This is a genomic window from Burkholderiales bacterium (assembly GCA_035543335.1).
Taxonomy (GTDB): Bacteria; Pseudomonadota; Gammaproteobacteria; order Burkholderiales; family JAHFRG01; genus JAHFRG01.
Window position 1 is genome coordinate 172,789 of sequence record DASZZH010000028.1, and the last position, 14,363, is coordinate 187,151.

14 protein-coding genes are annotated in these 14,363 nt (G+C 57.7%); 2 read left to right on the plus strand and 12 right to left on the minus strand.

The window, feature by feature from the left end:
- Positions 1-5: 5 nt before the first annotated feature.
- The 9 genes from VHE58_08200 to VHE58_08240 all read right to left on the minus strand — a co-directional run bounded on the left by VHE58_08200 (position 6) and on the right by VHE58_08240 (position 8,425).
- Positions 6-575: an SCP2 sterol-binding domain-containing protein gene (locus tag VHE58_08200; protein ID HVS27261.1), complete on the minus strand. Its 570-nt coding sequence runs from the start codon at positions 573-575 to the stop codon at positions 6-8.
- On the minus strand, positions 568-1,413 hold the full coding sequence (locus VHE58_08205; protein HVS27262.1) for a Tim44-like domain-containing protein: 846 nt from the start codon (positions 1,411-1,413) through the stop codon (positions 568-570). The genes VHE58_08200 and VHE58_08205 overlap by 8 nt, the downstream gene beginning before the upstream one ends.
- Positions 1,410-2,651, minus strand: coding sequence for an ATP-grasp domain-containing protein (locus tag VHE58_08210; GenBank protein ID HVS27263.1), 1,242 nt, complete (start codon positions 2,649-2,651; stop codon positions 1,410-1,412). The genes VHE58_08205 and VHE58_08210 overlap by 4 nt, the downstream gene beginning before the upstream one ends.
- A gap of 46 nt (positions 2,652-2,697) precedes the next feature.
- A complete protein-coding gene (locus tag VHE58_08215) occupies positions 2,698-4,137 on the minus strand; it encodes a CUAEP/CCAEP-tail radical SAM protein (protein ID HVS27264.1) in 1,440 nt (479 codons plus the stop codon).
- 6 nt (positions 4,138-4,143) lie between these two features.
- Complete coding sequence (ubiE, locus tag VHE58_08220) at positions 4,144-4,878, minus strand: bifunctional demethylmenaquinone methyltransferase/2-methoxy-6-polyprenyl-1,4-benzoquinol methylase UbiE (GenBank protein ID HVS27265.1); 735 nt, start codon at positions 4,876-4,878, stop codon at positions 4,144-4,146.
- 111 nt (positions 4,879-4,989) lie between these two features.
- Positions 4,990-5,400 carry a DUF971 domain-containing protein gene (locus VHE58_08225; GenBank protein HVS27266.1) on the minus strand — a complete coding sequence of 137 codons (411 nt, stop codon included), beginning with the start codon at positions 5,398-5,400 and terminating at the stop codon, positions 4,990-4,992.
- 105 nt (positions 5,401-5,505) lie between these two features.
- Positions 5,506-7,110, minus strand: a complete 1,605-nt coding sequence (locus VHE58_08230) for a hypothetical protein (protein HVS27267.1) — start codon at positions 7,108-7,110, stop codon at positions 5,506-5,508.
- 22 nt (positions 7,111-7,132) lie between these two features.
- Positions 7,133-7,552: an HIT family protein gene (locus VHE58_08235; GenBank protein ID HVS27268.1), complete on the minus strand. Its 420-nt coding sequence runs from the start codon at positions 7,550-7,552 to the stop codon at positions 7,133-7,135.
- Between the two features lie 9 nt (positions 7,553-7,561).
- Positions 7,562-8,425 (minus strand): dienelactone hydrolase family protein, encoded by an 864-nt coding sequence (locus tag VHE58_08240; GenBank protein ID HVS27269.1) that lies wholly within the window; start codon positions 8,423-8,425, stop codon positions 7,562-7,564.
- A 129-nt stretch (positions 8,426-8,554) separates the two neighbouring features.
- Here VHE58_08240 and VHE58_08245 point away from each other — a divergent pair, with 129 nt between their 5' ends.
- Together VHE58_08245 and VHE58_08250 are read left to right on the plus strand one after the other, a co-directional pair.
- The gene (locus VHE58_08245) at positions 8,555-9,292 is read left to right on the plus strand and encodes an ATP-binding cassette domain-containing protein (GenBank protein HVS27270.1); all 738 of its coding nucleotides are present in this window, start codon (positions 8,555-8,557) and stop codon (positions 9,290-9,292) included.
- Complete coding sequence (locus VHE58_08250) at positions 9,292-10,800, plus strand: glycine betaine ABC transporter substrate-binding protein (protein HVS27271.1); 1,509 nt, start codon at positions 9,292-9,294, stop codon at positions 10,798-10,800. The genes VHE58_08245 and VHE58_08250 overlap by 1 nt, the downstream gene beginning before the upstream one ends.
- 320 nt (positions 10,801-11,120) lie before the next feature.
- On the opposite strand, the gene VHE58_08255 is transcribed toward VHE58_08250, so the two are convergent.
- From VHE58_08255 to lpdA, 3 genes are read right to left on the minus strand one after another with little or no spacing between them, the layout of a single operon-like run.
- The gene (locus tag VHE58_08255) at positions 11,121-11,984 is read right to left on the minus strand and encodes a methyltransferase (GenBank protein ID HVS27272.1); all 864 of its coding nucleotides are present in this window, start codon (positions 11,982-11,984) and stop codon (positions 11,121-11,123) included.
- Positions 11,985-12,022: 38 nt separating this feature from the next.
- Complete coding sequence (locus tag VHE58_08260) at positions 12,023-12,592, minus strand: TMEM165/GDT1 family protein (GenBank protein HVS27273.1); 570 nt, start codon at positions 12,590-12,592, stop codon at positions 12,023-12,025.
- A 13-nt stretch (positions 12,593-12,605) separates the two neighbouring features.
- Positions 12,606-14,321 carry a dihydrolipoyl dehydrogenase gene (gene lpdA / locus VHE58_08265; protein HVS27274.1) on the minus strand — a complete coding sequence of 572 codons (1,716 nt, stop codon included), beginning with the start codon at positions 14,319-14,321 and terminating at the stop codon, positions 12,606-12,608.
- Between the last annotated feature and the right edge of the window lie 42 nt (positions 14,322-14,363).

The window sequence follows — 14,363 nt, forward strand, 5'->3', positions numbered from 1 at the left end:
AGTTGTTAGCCGGCGAGCTTCTTCAGGCGCTTTTCCAGCCGCTCGACATCATCGCGCAGGGCGTCCACCCTCCCGACGAATTTTTTCACGTCGATGGTTTTTGCGATGAGCGGTTGTTCTTCGGTCCAGTATTCGGCAAGGGAGAGGGCCAGGCTGTCGAGGCTCTGCTTTCCCCAATTGTTGAAACTTTGCACGGTATTGACGATGCGCCGCGCCGCAATGTCGCCGACGATGCGGCTCAAATCCTCCGCCGCGTCCCAGCGCAGGTTTTTGGCGACATAAGCGATGGCGCCGGCAAAGTTGGTGTCGCCTTCGATCCGCACTTCCTGGTAAGCGGCTTCATCGCGGGCGAAAAGCCTGGCGAGGAGTGCCGGGCTCACGGTGAACTGGACCTCCGCGGTTGTCGCATCCCCGGCTGGTTTTGCTTCTCCATTTTCCGCGACGGTGAGCACGAGTGAAAACGGCGGCACCAAAAACCGCGCGGTTTTTCCGGCATGGGTTTTGAGCCGTTGACGCGCCCAGGACTCGCCGCGCAGCAGATGATTCAAAGGTACAGCGATCGCCGCATCAAGCATGAACGATTCGGTGTGCCTGCTGGATTGCGGCGAGCAGCCACACCGACTCGGGTTCGTTAAGCCGCTTTTGCACGTTCCAGATTTCATAGAACGGCTGCGCCGGGCCGCCAAAATCTTTTTCCCGCAACAGGCCGCTGAAACGAACGCTGGCAACGGCCAGATCGTCTTCGATCGCCACTTCCAGTACTTCGGCATCGAGCGTGACGATGTCGGTTTTGCACGGCTCGCCGCCGCGCGCTTCGATTTGTTTTTTAAGCGCGGCTAACATTTCCGGCGTGGTGTAGTCGCGGATCACGTCCAGGTTCGCGGAATCGTTGGCGGCCTGCAGGCGGATGAAACTCGCCTTGGCGTTCTTCAGGAATGGCTCGATTTCAAAACCGACCGCATAGGGCGCGGGTCGTGCCATGCCGCCGAACATCCTTGCCGGCAGCGAGGGCATGGTTTCCGCTCCCAGCGCAGCGTACTGCATCGGTTCATTTACCGGTTTCTTGCGTAACATACGAAAGATGAAAAAAACCGCGCCGAACAGCAGCGCGAGCATCGCTATGTCAGCAAAGCGGATTCCATTGAAGGCACCGCCGGTAAACAAAGCCGCAAGCAGTCCGCCTGCCGCCAATCCTGCGAACAGCCCCGGCCAGGTGCTGCCCGCTGGAGCGGGTGAGGGGACGAGGGCCGGCGGCGGAACGGGCGCGGGCCGGGTTACCGCCTCGCGCTGCTTGCTGAGGCTGCTCCCGCTACCGAGGCGCTTGGCTGCATGAGCGTCAAAGCTGGCAAGCCCCGGGCTTACCAGGGCAAGAACGAGCAGCAGGACAAATTTTTTTAAGGCGGTCTGTTTCATGTTGAAGATTCTACCACTTTGAATTCGGGCTGAATATCAAATTGCAAACATCGGTGCGCTGATCTTATGACAGATTCAACCTCTTGCGGGTTCGCGGCGATGGCAAAAATAAAGCCGAGATAGCTTGCGCCTTCAGGCGCCGGAACGATGTCTTGCCCCGGCTCAATGGTGATCCGAATATCAGTGATGCCTGGCATGTGTCTCGCAAGATCGAGGTTTCGAACGCCCTGATAAATTCCGCGCATCGGGATCGGGATCATCATCACCGCTGCGGTTTTTCCTGGGCCAAGCGCTGGCAGGGGTTCGCCCAGCGCTTGGCGCAGAATCAGTTCCTCGAGGCTCATTCCCAGCGCATACCGCAGCACGTGCCCGCATAAGCCGCCAATTGAGCGCGCTGCCATTTCCAGAATCCAAATGCCTGCGCTGTTCAAGCGCATTTCCGCATGCACCGGGCCGGTAGTGAGTCCTGCGAGCTGGCAGGTGCGCTGTACAGTTTGTTGAATTTCATCCTGGGTTTTTTGCGGCAGCCGCGAGGGCGTGACATAAAGCGTTTCCTCGAAATAGGGCCCATCAAGCGGATCAGGCTTGTCGAAGAGCGCGAGGGTTTTGAGTTGGCCATCTTCCAGTATGCCTTCAAGAGCGTATTCCATTCCTGGAATGAAGCTTTCGATAACCAGGCCAAGCGCTGCGGCGTCGCGGTCGGCCTTGTTCTGGATTGCGCGCACCCGGGCTATGGCCTGCAGGTATTCCTGTGGATTATCGGCACGGATTACGCCGCGGCTCGCCGAGAGTCTTCTTGCTTTGACGACTACCGGGAAACGCGGAATTAGGGCGGCAGGATCGGTGTTATCCGGCAGATGATGAAATTCAGGGCAGTTGAATCCATGTGCGTTGAGCAGCTTGCGGAATGCCAGTTTGTCGCGCAGCTTTCGCACCGCCTGCGGCTTGTTTCCTGTAAGCCCAAGGCGCTCATTGAGCAATGCCGCAAGCGCGAGGCCGTGATCATCCACCGCCAGCACCGCTTCGGGCTTGCGCGCAAGCGCTTGCAGGATGGTTTCCGCTGCCTGTTCGGGCATATCGAAATGCACTGACATGATGGGCGTTAATCCCCATTGCGGCGCGAGTTGATGGCAGTAATCGGCTGCGCTGATGATTTCGGCGTTGAGCGCTTCGGCCGCGGCGAGGAAATCGTTGTTGCGGTAAGAGGTGGTGGGAAGAAGGAGGAGTATCTGCTTCATTTATTAATTCCAAGCTGCCAAGGCGCTAAGGACGCCTGGTTCGTCCCTAAAAACTCTGCAACTGCTGATGGGTTGGCTCGGCACAGCAATACCAGGGCTCGGATAATCGGGGAATCGGTTGTTGATTTTTGGACTTGGGCAAAGCAGGAACGGGAATGCCCAGCGCGCCATGCGCCATTTGCCAGACGTGTTCGAACGCTTCGTGGCGCGGGAGCTTCTTCGACTGTTCAACCAGCGATTGCACCTGGCTTTGCAGGCGATCCACCCGCGGGTCGCGGTGCCGCCACGGATAGCCCAAAAGACCCGGGTTGAAATCCTCGATGAGATCGCGAAAACCCGGCAATTGCAACAGGTATGAACCTTCGGGAATCAGCAGGCGAAGGGAAAGTTGCACCGGCGGCACGCTTTCCACGAGATCGAGATCGGCGATACGCCACAACAGTTTGATATAACCTTCGAGCGTGATCCATGGGGTGAATGCGACAAAAGTCGGAGCAAAAGCGATGCCAGCTTCGCGCATCAGCGCCACAACGCGGTTGAAATCCTCACTCGAGTGGTTTTTGGCCAGGTATTCAAGAACGCGATCCTCCACTGATTCCACAGCTGAGGTAATGAACAGGCAGCCGGTTTTTTTCAATTCCGGCAAGAGGTCCGCATGTTCGATGAGGTGCTGCACTTTGATAGTGGCGTCGTAAGTGATATCGGGAAATTCCTCGTGCAACGCGCGTACAATTTTCAGAGAATGGGTCGGGCCGTTGAAGAAATCAGGGTCGCCGAAGGAAATGTGTTGCGCGCCCATCGCCACCTGCTGGCGGATATCCGCCAGCACCACCTCCACCGGCACAATGCGGAACTTGCCCTGGTACACCGGCACCACCGGACAATGGCGGCATAGATGTTTGCAGCCGCGGCTGGCTTCGGCAAAGCCAACCACTTTTTTGCTTGCGTCTGGCAGTTCCAGCCGGGTGTAGTGCTGAAGATCCGGAAGAATCGAACGCTCAGGCACTACAAAATCGATTTTGTTCAGATTAACCACCGGCTCGATCTGTGTAGCAGAGATCTGCTTGTTTTTGAGCCGTTGCGCCAGGCTAAGCAGTCCCGGCTCGAATTCACCGCCAAGCACGGTTTGTACCCCAAGGCTTCTCAGGAGTGCTTCATTCATGGGCGCGTACAAACCGTAGACGCAAAGGTGCGTCTTGGGAGCAAGCTGTTTAATACGCGGCAGGGCTTCCACTGCGATGCGCGTGGCGGTGTGCATACCGACATAAATGGCGACCAGCGAAGTTTCCGCCAGCGCCGACGCGTCGAGTTTTTGCAAGGAAAGATCAAGGCAGGCAACTTCAATTCCCTCGCGTTTCAGCCATGCCGCGGGTTCGGCCAGCGCGAAGGGTTGCCGCCCCAGCTCATAGGGGTTAATAAGAATAACTTTGAATATGCCGGTGGGGCGTGATTGCAATCCGGGGGGATTAATCGTAGCAGTGTCCACTGTGGTTTAAAACTTGTAGCCACGGTGCAGCGCGACGACACCTGCGCTGAGATTGAAATACTCGACGCGTTCGAAACCGGCGCTTTCCATCATTTGCTTCAATTCTTCCTGCGAGGGGTGCATGCGAATGGATTCGGCAAGATATTTGTAGCTATCGGTATCGTTAGCCACGAACTTGCCCAGAGCGGGCAGCACTTTAAATGAATAAACATCGTAGAGCGGTTGCAGGGGCTTCCAGATTTTGGAAAATTCCAGTACCAGCAAGCGGCCGCCCGCTCTTAAAACACGCAGCATTTCCTTGAGTGCCGCTTCCTTGTGCGTCATGTTCCGCAGGCCGAAGGCGATGCTCACGCAATCGTAATAGTCATTGGGAAAGGGCAGTTTTTCCGCATCGCACTGGGCAACGGGCAGAGCCAGGCCTTTATCCAGCAGCCGGTCGCGGCCGATGCAGAGCATGCTGTTGTTGATGTCGGTGAGCCATACCTCGCCGCTTTCACCGGTACGTTTTGCGAACAGTGTGCTTAAGTCGGCAGTGCCGCCGGCGATATCCAGAACCCGGTCACCGGCTTTGATTGCGCTTAATTCAACGGCAAAGCGCTTCCATAACCGGTGCGCGCCCAACGACATGAGATCATTCATCAGGTCGTAGCGGCGGGCGACCGAATGGAAGACGCCCGCGACTCGCGTGGATTTTTCGTCTTCGGCGACTTTCTGAAAACCGAAATCGGTAGGTTTACTCATAACCAAACTTAAAAAGAATTAGCCGGACGAACACGGAGGTAAATAATGAAATTATCTGTGCGTTCTGTGATGGCAGATAATCTCGGTTTGCATTGCTTTCCTGGGCGGTTCCTATTTGGATTTGGGGCGGGACTCAAACGCTCCGGCAACCGGTTCGCGGCTTGCTCCCGCGGTTTGCATGCGTTTCAAGTATTCCTGCCACATGCTTTCCTGGTTCACCCCCATTAGGTACAAGTAATCCCACGAGTAAATGCCGGTATCATGGCGATCCGAAAAACAGGGTTGCACTGCATAGCTGCCTACCGGCTCGATTCCGGTAATCTCGACATTTTTCTTACCGACTTGCAATACTTCCTGCCCCGGCCCGTGGCCGCGCACTTCGGCCGAAGGAGAATATACACGCAAGAATTCGTACGGCAGCATGAAAGTCTTGCCGTCGGAAAACGCTATTTCCATTACACGCGACTTTTGGTGCAGCTTGATTTCGGTCGGGGTGGGGGTGTTTCTGTCGAGCCCAGCCATGATTTTCCCGCAAAGGAACCGCCGTTACGTTCAGGGAATCATGATAACCGAGTTATAACCGAGTTGGGGAAAAACAAAAACTGCTGCCGGCGAGTGTTTTTAGCGTTACGGAACGCCGAAATCCACCCGCTCATAGTCAGCCCCCTTTTCCATAAGCTTGGTAAGCTTGATCCGCTGTGATTCGCTGGTGAACACGTCGATAATCCGGTCCGTCTGAAACCAGCCGTTGGGGAGCACCAGTGACGGTTCGGTCTTGAGTACCGCCACGTCCGGCAGCAACAACGCCTGCACATAGGCCGTTCCTCTGCCCGTCCCGCTGGGGCGCGCGGCGACCGGCTCGGGGAGACCCGGAAGCGTGCGCGTGCCAATGTGCAATTCGCCGTTTTGCTGCAGGGTAATCCGCTCCACGACGCAAAGCATGAAGTACTTGCTCTCCGCCGGGCGGGCGCCGATGAGTTGCTTGAGGCTCACGCGCGAGCCGCCGCCGTTGGCATCGCGCATCATCCCGAGGCCTATTGAGGAGTCGCTGATGATTTTCCAGGAATCCAGCGCGAAGCCCAGTTGCGAAAGCTGCATCGCCTCGCGGTGCTTGCTGATGTGGCCGAACGTCCTTAATTCTTCTTCCTCCTGGCGGGAAAGCTGGGGCGCACCGGGCTGCTTGAACGGCTTGCCGCTGACGAAATAGTGAATCGCCGGAATGCCGAAGCATAGCTGCACTTGCTGGTCGGCTTGATGGCGCGGCTCGGCGCGACCGGTGATGCCGGGCTTGCGCCATTGCTGATAAAGGAGTTTCAGGAGCGCCTCGCAGCCCGGTTGCAGGCAGTCGCCGCCCAAACCCAGTTCCGCAGGCGATTTTCCCTCGCCAAGCAGCATGATTCTTATCCCAAGGTTTTTGCCCAGGTCGTCGGTCACCAAGTAGCGTGTTGAAGAGGTATCGGGGATTTCGCCCGCTTGCCTGGCGCCGCTGTTGCTCTCCGGGTCCACCGTCAGCACGCTTTCGCCTTCGCCAGGTGTCGTCCTGACCTGGATTTTTTCGCCCCATTTGTCGATCCAGCGGCTCGCGAGTTCAAGTTGTTTGGGGGTGAGCGAATAAGGGTTGCTTCGCCCAATCAGCAGCGCCTGCGCGTACGCTATCGTGCAAGATGTGGTTTTGGCTTCTTCGATGAGGCTGTCGCGCACCGCTTCATCGGTTAAATTATGTTTTTCGGCGAAAGCGTAAAGTCCATGCAAGTGGCGCCACAATTCAGGGTCCACTTCCTGGTTGGTGAGGTAGTATTCGAAAAGGGTCAGCGCGGTATAACGCAGGCAGCGCTGGCAAATCAGCGCGGCATGTTGCGCCGCCTCGCCGCCGCCGCCCAGGGCATCCAGCAAGCAGCGCTGATACGCCGCCCGCAGGTTTTGCCATAGCTCCACGGATTGTTTCCACTGCGCGACCTCCGTGGTCGCCATCGGCAACGGTTTGGCTGCGTATTTCTTGGCGCATTCGGCTTGTACCATCGCTGCGGTCTCGCGCAGCTGCTCGAGGGTGTTGAGACGTTCGAGAGGCGCAATTTTCAAATGCAGAAAGCGTATGAGCTCAGCGGTTAGGGCCTGCTGCGCCTGGCCAAAATTGGTAAGCGGCAACTGGTCCAGCCAGCGCTTGCACGAAGCCGCATCCTTCCAGTCGCAGGGAGCGGACGTGTGGGTATCGGGAAGCGACATCGGCAGCATCGGGTGCCCCGTTAATTGCGTATTAGTTAATACTCGAGCCAAGCGCCCGGATTAGCGCCGCTTGCATAGCGTCCTTGAAGCCGCTGTGCAGGGCGCGCGGGCCGGCGCGCAATTTCCGACCCCATACCGGATTGGGGTAATGCGAGTCATCGTGAAACCGCGGAATCACGTGCCAGTGCAGGTGCGGCGTCATGTTGCCCAGGCTCGCCAGGTTGATTTTGTCAGGTGAGAGCAACTTGCGCAATTCCGTCTCCACCGCCAGCGCCACCCGCAGCACATGCTGGCGTTCGGTTTCACCCAGGTCGGTCATTTCCTTGACATGCGCATTCCAGATGACGCGGCAGAAACCGGGATGCTCGGCATCGTTCACCAGCACCACGCGGCAGAGGGCGTCGCGCCACAGCGGCTCGCCTCCGGCAGATTCGCATAGTTCACAGGGCATATGCAACTCTCAGGCTACACCGTGAGTTTTGAACCAATCCTGCAATTTTTTCCAGCCGTCCTCGGCCTGCGCCTTGCGATAGCTTGGCCGGTAGTCGGCGTGAAAGCCGTGAGATGTGTCCGGATAGACCACGATTTCCGATTTGCTGCCCGCCGCTTTCAGCGCCTTGCGCATGTTCTCTATGATTTCCAGCGGTATGCCTTGATCGGCGCCGCCGTAAAGTCCTAGCACCGGCGCCTTGAGCAGCGCGGCAAGATCAATGGGGTTCTTGGGCTTAATCTTGTTGGATTGTCCTGCCAGTGACCCATACCAGGCTACGCCGGCTTTGAGTTTATTGCTGTGCGCCGCATAGAGCCAGACGATGCGCCCGCCCCAGCAGAATCCGGTGATGCCGAGTTTCGCGACATTGCCTTTGCCCGATTTCTCCGCCCAGGCGACGCTGGCATCGAGGTCGGACATGACTTGCGCATCCGGTACTTTGGAAACGACGTCGCTCAGAATCTGCTGGATATCGGAGAGTTTCGATACATCGCCTTGCCGCGAATAGAGTTCGGGTGCGACCGCGAAATAACCCAGCTTAGCGAAGCGCCGGCACACATCCTTGATATACTCGTGCACCCCGAAGATTTCCTGCACCACCAGAATCACCGCGAACGGTCCACCGCCGGCGGGCATCGCATGATACGCGGGAATCTCCCCGGCATTTACCGGAATTTTGACTTCGCCCGCGGTCAATCCCCTGTCGTCGGTGTGCAGGGTCTGCGCGGAAACCGGCTGCACGGCCAGCGCAAAGCCGCTGGCGAGCATGGTCACAACAAATTCGCGGCGGGTAAATTCAGTTTTGGGTTTCAAGCTCAGGAATTGCGAGTCCATGCGCGATTCTCCTTAAAATATTGAAGTTTTAACTGAGGCAATTCTACCTGCAATTGCGCAGTCTTGCGCGGTAGCGCGGCAGACAGACAGATGCTAGGCTAGCTCAAGATTTGCAGCAAAGGGCAACGGATGATCGCTGTCGAAAATATTTGTAAAAGTTATGGCCGGCAAATTGCCCTTGCCCCGACCAGCCTGGCGTTTCATGCCGGCACAACTGCACTGATTGGCGAAAGCGGCTGCGGCAAATCCACGCTGCTGCGGCTCATGCTGGGACTGATTCGGCCCGACAGCGGCCGGGTTGTTTTCAATACCGAGCCTTTGACTGCCGACAACGTAGAGCGCGTGCGCCATGCCATCGGCTACGTGATTCAGGACGGAGGCTTATTTCCTCATTTGACGGCGCGCGCCAATGTGACTTTGCTGGCGCGCTTCCTGCGGCGCACCCCATCCTGGATAGACGAGCGGGTGAATCATTTGGCGGATCTGGTCAGGCTGCAGCCCGCCGCGCTGGCGCGCCATCCGCGCGATCTCTCCGGCGGTCAGCGGCAGCGTGTGGGGTTGATGCGCGCACTGATGCTCGACCCAGAAGCGCTGCTGCTGGATGAGCCGCTGGGCGCGCTTGATCCGATCATCCGCTCCGAGCTCCAAACCGAACTCAAAAGCATATTCGCGCAACTCGGAAAGACGGTGATTTTTGTCACTCACGACATGAACGAAGCGGCTTATTTGGCCTCCGACATCGTGCTCCTGCGCGAAGGAAGGGTGGTGCAGCGTGGCGTCCTCTATGATTTGCTGCATCGCCCCGCCGAGCCGTATGTAAGGGAATTCATCCGCGCGCAACGCTCGTTGATAACAGAAACGGCTTGATGAAGACCAAGGCATTATTCCTTTCACTGCTATTGCTTGCACCCGCAGCTTTTGCCGAAACCACGCTCAACATCGGCTCCAAGCGCTTCACCGAATCGTACCTGCTCGGCGAAATTCTTGCCCGGACCGCGGCAAATGCCAATGAAGCGGAGGTGGCGCACAAACAGGGCTTGGGCAATACCGGAATATTGTTTGCGGCGTTGCGAAGCGGGAACATCGACGTTTATCCGGAATATTCCGGAACCATCTGGTTTGAGCTGCTGAAAAAGGACGCTGCGGGCGATTTCGCGGCGTTGAACCGCAAGCTTGCGCCTCTGGGATTGGCGGCGGCAGTGCCGCTGGGCTTCAACAACACCTACGCGCTTGCCATGCTGGATGCACGCGCCGGGCAGCTTGGCATCTCCAGCGTCGGCGATCTTGCCCGCAAGCCGGAACTGAAATTGGGATTGTCTCAGGAGTTCTTGAACCGCCAAGACGGCTGGCCGCCGCTGAAAAAAGCGTATGCACTGCCATTTGACCCTATCGGCCTCGACCACGGCTTGGCGTATGAGGCGCTGGTCAAAGGCAAAATCGATGTCATTGACATTTATTCCACAGACGCCAAAATCGCCAAATACGGCCTGCGCGTGCTGAAAGACGACCAGCATTTTTTCCCTGCTTATGACGCGTTGTTGCTTTATCGCCTCGATATGCCCGGCCGTTTCCCCAAAACTTGGGCGGCGCTGCAAAAGCTGGAAGGGCGGATTTCCGAAACGCAAATGGCGGCGATGAACGCCGAGGCGGAGCTTACAGGCAAACCGTTTGCGGCCATCGCTGCGGATTTCCTCTCCCCCGGCGCAGGATATAAGCCGGCCGAGGGCACTTGGGGAAATTTTCTCGCCCTGCTGTTTGCCGCAGATTTCTGGCGCCTGACCGCTGAACACCTGCTGCTGGTGTTCGTGTCACTCGGCGGGGCGATACTGCTGGGCATCCCGCTAGGGGTCTGCGCCGCTTACTCGCCCGCAGCCAGGCAGCCGATTCTTTTGGCAGTCGGAGTGATTCAAACCCTGCCGTCACTGGCGCTGCTTGCATTTTTGATCTCGGCTCTTGGCGTCATCGGCGTACTGCCGGCCCTGATCGCACTCTTTCTTTACGCGCTGCTGCCGATTGTGCGTAACACTTACGCTGGGCTCGCCGATATCGCGCCCTCGTTGCGGGAAGCGGCACAATCGCTGGGATTGCCTCTGTTTCCGCGCCTGCGTTTGATCGAGCTGCCGCTGGCTTCACGCGCGATACTTGCCGGCATCAAGACTTCGGCGGTCATCAACGTGGGAACCGCAACCATCGCGGCCTTTGTCGGCGCCGGCGGTTACGGCGAGCGCATTGTGCGGGGGCTGGCATTGAACGACAACGCAACGCTGCTGGCCGGAGCGATCCCCGCGGCGGCACTGGCGCTCCTGGCGCAGGGCGGTTTTGAGTTGCTTGACCGCTGGCTGATTCCCGCCGGACTGCGGGAGAAGAGCCACTAAGTCGAAATAAAGCAGGCTTACTAGTTTGTTGCCGGGGGCAGCCCGGCAGCTGGTGACTTTTTCTTGCTCGGCCAGGAAAAGGTCACCAAAAAGAAGGCCGCCCCGGTTCGCCGCCCTGCGGGTTCCCTCCGCTGCTCACCAAGTTCGCGCGGCTGCGCAACTCGCACTTCGTGCTCAGACAGTGCTCGCCGACTTCCTCGCGCCTTGGCTGCGCTGCTCGGCGACTCACAAGGGGGATTAAACCAAATTCAATACGCGTAGCCCCATGTGCCGCGCTAACTCGAAAATCTTGTTCTCCTAAAAACGGGTTTTTTTACGGATTACTTTGGTTTCACGAACTTGAGGGTCATGCGGTCGCTCTCGCCGATCGCCAGGTATTTTTCCCGGTCCTGATCGCCGAGGCGCAGCATCGGCGGCAAGGTCCACACGCCCTTGGGATGGTCCTTGGTGTCCTTGGGGTTGGCGTTGATTTCCGATTTCGCCGCCAGCTTGAAGCCTGCGCCTTTCGCCAGGCCAATCACCAGTTCTTCAGTCAAATAACCACTGCGAATCATATCCTGTAAGGGGGTGCCGGGCTTGGCGCGGTGATCGATGACGCCGAGGATGCCGCCGGGTTTCAATACATCGTAAAACGCCTTGAAGGTGGCTTCGGCGTTGCCGTCTTTCGCCCAGTTATGCACGTTGCGGAAAGTTAGCACCATGTCGGCTTTGCCGTGTGGCCCGATGTTGACGTATTCCGGCGCCTGCAATTGGGTGCGGATGATGCGGTTGTAGATTTCGGGATGCTGCGAAAGTTTTTTCAAATAATCCCGCTCGATTTCGACGCGGAACTCCGGTGTGTTTTTGGCGTTCACGGCAAAGCTCGCGGCATAAAGCCTGCCTTTGTCGCGCAAAACCGGCGCCAGGATTTCGGTGTACCAGCCGCCGCCCGGCCAGATTTCCACCACTATCATGTTGGGCTTCAATCCGAAAAACAGCAGGGTTTCCTTGGGGTGGCGGTAAATGTCGCGCGCTTTATTTTTTGGATCGCGGTGGGCCCCGTCGATGACTTGATCAAGGAGTGCCTCGGTCTGGTTTGCCGCAAATGCGGGAAATGCAAGGAAGGCAAGCAGAATCGAAAACAATAATAGCGATTTAAGCCGCATAATGAGTTCCGTTTTGAAAACCGTTAATGTGTCGAGCATACCTGATTAAGACCGGCTTTCCCGCGAATAGTGCAAAACTAGGCCCCGAACTCAAGCGGCCGCATCAAGGTAAAAAGGCCCAAAGCGATGAAAAGCGTAGCGGCCGCATAACGCACGAGCCGCATGGGAATATATTTTGCCAGCTTTTCACCGATAAAAACCGCCGGCACGTCGGCGAGCAGCATGCCCAGCGTGGTGCCGAGCACGACTTCGGCAAGGGCGTCGAAGCGCGCCGCCAGCGCAACCGTGGCAAGCTGGGTTTTATCGCCCATCTCGGCGAAAAAGAAAGCGATGAAGGTGGTGACAAATACCCCCGCCCGGTGGATGCGCGGATCTTTTTCCAGCGAATCAGGATGCAGCGTCCATAAGCCGAAAGCGATGAATGCTGCGGCGACCATCCAGTTGAGCGTTTGATGCGGAATAACGTGAGCCAGCCAAACGCCGACCGAGCCGGCGAGCGTGTGATTGAACAGCGTCGCGGCCAGTATCCCGGCGATGATGGGGTAAGGACGGCGCAGTCTTGCTGCCAGCACGAAAGACAGGAGTTGAGTCTTGTCGCCGATTTCGGCTGCCGCAACCAACGCGGTCGAGGTGAGAAAAGCCTGCACGGAAAACGCCAGATTACTTCTTGGGAATATACAAGTCGGTGATCGTGCCTTCCGCCATTTCGGCGGAGAAGAACACGGTCTCCGACAGCGTGGGATGCGGGTGGATGGTGAGCCCGATGTCCTGCGCGTCCGCGCCCATTTCCAATGCCAGCACGGTTTCGGCAATCAATTCACCGGCGTTTGGTCCTACCATGCCCGCGCCAAGAAGCCGCTGGGTATTCTTGTCGAAAATGAGCTTGGTCATGCCTTCGTCGCGTCCCTGTGCTAGCGCCCGCCCGCTCGCCGCCCAGGGGAAGGCGGCTTTTTCGAACTCGACGCCCTGTTCTTTTGCCTGCGCCTCGGTCAGCCCCATCCACGCTACTTCGGGATCGGTGTAGGCGACCGAGGGGATGGTGCGCGCGTCAAACGCGCTCTTTTCCCCGGCAATCACCTCTGCGGCGACTTTGCCTTCATGCGTTGCCTTATGCGCCAGCATCGGCTCGCCGGCGATATCGCCGATGGCGAAAATGTGCGGCATGTTGGTGCGCATCTGCTGGTCCGTACCGATATAACCTCTGTCGGTGACCTGAACGCCGGCATTTTCGGCGGCGACGGCCTGGCCATTGGGGCGCCTGCCCACCGCGACCAGCACGCGGTCGAAAACTTGCGGCCGCGGCGCGTTGTCGCCCTCGAAATAAACTTTCAGCCCGTCTTTTTGCGGCTCGATTCTGGTTACTTTGGTTTTAAGGTAAATGCCTTCGTAACGCTTTTCAATGCGCTTTTGCAGGGGCTTCACCAGATCACGATCCGTGCCCGGCATCAGGCCATCCAGCAATTCCACCACGGTGATTTTCGAACCCAGCGCATCGTACACGCACGCCAATTCCAGCCCGATGATGCCGCCGCCGATGACCAAAAGTCTTTTGGGAATCTCGGCGATTTCCAGCGCGCTGGTCGAATCCATGAGGCGCGGGTCGTCGGGAAAGCCGGGAATTTTCGCCGCCTGCGAGCCGGCGGCGATGATGCAGTAATCGAAAGACACGGTTTTCGCGCCGTCTTTGGTTTCCACGTGCAGGGTATTGGGCGAAGCGAATTGGGCGACACCCTGCAGCACCTGTATCTTGCGCTGCCTGGCGAGACCGGCAAGACCCTTGGTGAGTTTGCCGATCACGCTGTTTTTCCACGAGCGCAGCTTTTCGGTTTCGATTTTGGGTTGCCCGAAAGTCACGCCGTAATGCTGCATTTCCACGGCCTCAGACATGACTTTGGCGACATGCAGCAGCGCTTTCGAGGGTATGCAACCGACGTTGAGGCACACGCCGCCCAGATCCGGGTAGCGCTCGATCAAAATTACCTGCTTGCCGAGGTCGGCGGCGCGGAACGCCGCGGTGTAGCCGCCCGGCCCCGCACCCAGCACCACGACTTCAGCCTGAATATCTGCAGCGGGTTTGGCAGCTGTAACAGCGGGCGCGGCTTGATATGATTCGGGCGATTCGGCGGTTGCTGAAGCCGCAGTGTCCAGCGTGAGAATCAGTGAACCTTCCGACACCTTATCGCCGACTTTGACCTTGATTTCTTTTACCGTTCCCGCTTCCGGAGAAGGCACATCCATTGTTGACTTGTCGGATTCCAGCGTAATCAGCGGATCTTCCTTGGCGATACGGTCTCCGGGTTTCACCAGGACTTCGATCACCGGCACGTTTTTGAAATCGCCGATATCAGGGACTTTGACTTCAATGAGTTTGTGCATGGGTTATTTATGAGTGAACAAGTGAAGAAGTGAAGCCCCCTC

Bases quoted from the DNA above. Each gene is read 5' to 3' on its own strand.
- VHE58_08200 (HVS27261.1), bottom strand. From the start codon at position 575: ATGCTTGATGCGGCGATCGCTGTACCTTTGAATCATCTGCTGCGCGGC.
- VHE58_08205 (HVS27262.1), bottom strand. From the start codon at position 1,413: ATGAAACAGACCGCCTTAAAAAAATTTGTCCTGCTGCTCGTTCTTGCC.
- VHE58_08210 (HVS27263.1), bottom strand. From the start codon at position 2,651: ATGAAGCAGATACTCCTCCTTCTTCCCACCACCTCTTACCGCAACAAC.
- ubiE (HVS27265.1), bottom strand. From the start codon at position 4,878: ATGAGTAAACCTACCGATTTCGGTTTTCAGAAAGTCGCCGAAGACGAA.
- VHE58_08225 (HVS27266.1), bottom strand. From the start codon at position 5,400: ATGGCTGGGCTCGACAGAAACACCCCCACCCCGACCGAAATCAAGCTG.
- VHE58_08230 (HVS27267.1), bottom strand. From the start codon at position 7,110: ATGCTGCCGATGTCGCTTCCCGATACCCACACGTCCGCTCCCTGCGAC.
- VHE58_08235 (HVS27268.1), bottom strand. From the start codon at position 7,552: ATGCCCTGTGAACTATGCGAATCTGCCGGAGGCGAGCCGCTGTGGCGC.
- VHE58_08240 (HVS27269.1), bottom strand. From the start codon at position 8,425: ATGGACTCGCAATTCCTGAGCTTGAAACCCAAAACTGAATTTACCCGC.
- VHE58_08245 (HVS27270.1), top strand. From the start codon at position 8,555: ATGATCGCTGTCGAAAATATTTGTAAAAGTTATGGCCGGCAAATTGCC.
- VHE58_08250 (HVS27271.1), top strand. From the start codon at position 9,292: ATGAAGACCAAGGCATTATTCCTTTCACTGCTATTGCTTGCACCCGCA.
- VHE58_08255 (HVS27272.1), bottom strand. From the start codon at position 11,984: ATGCTCGACACATTAACGGTTTTCAAAACGGAACTCATTATGCGGCTT.
- lpdA (HVS27274.1), bottom strand. From the start codon at position 14,321: ATGCACAAACTCATTGAAGTCAAAGTCCCTGATATCGGCGATTTCAAA.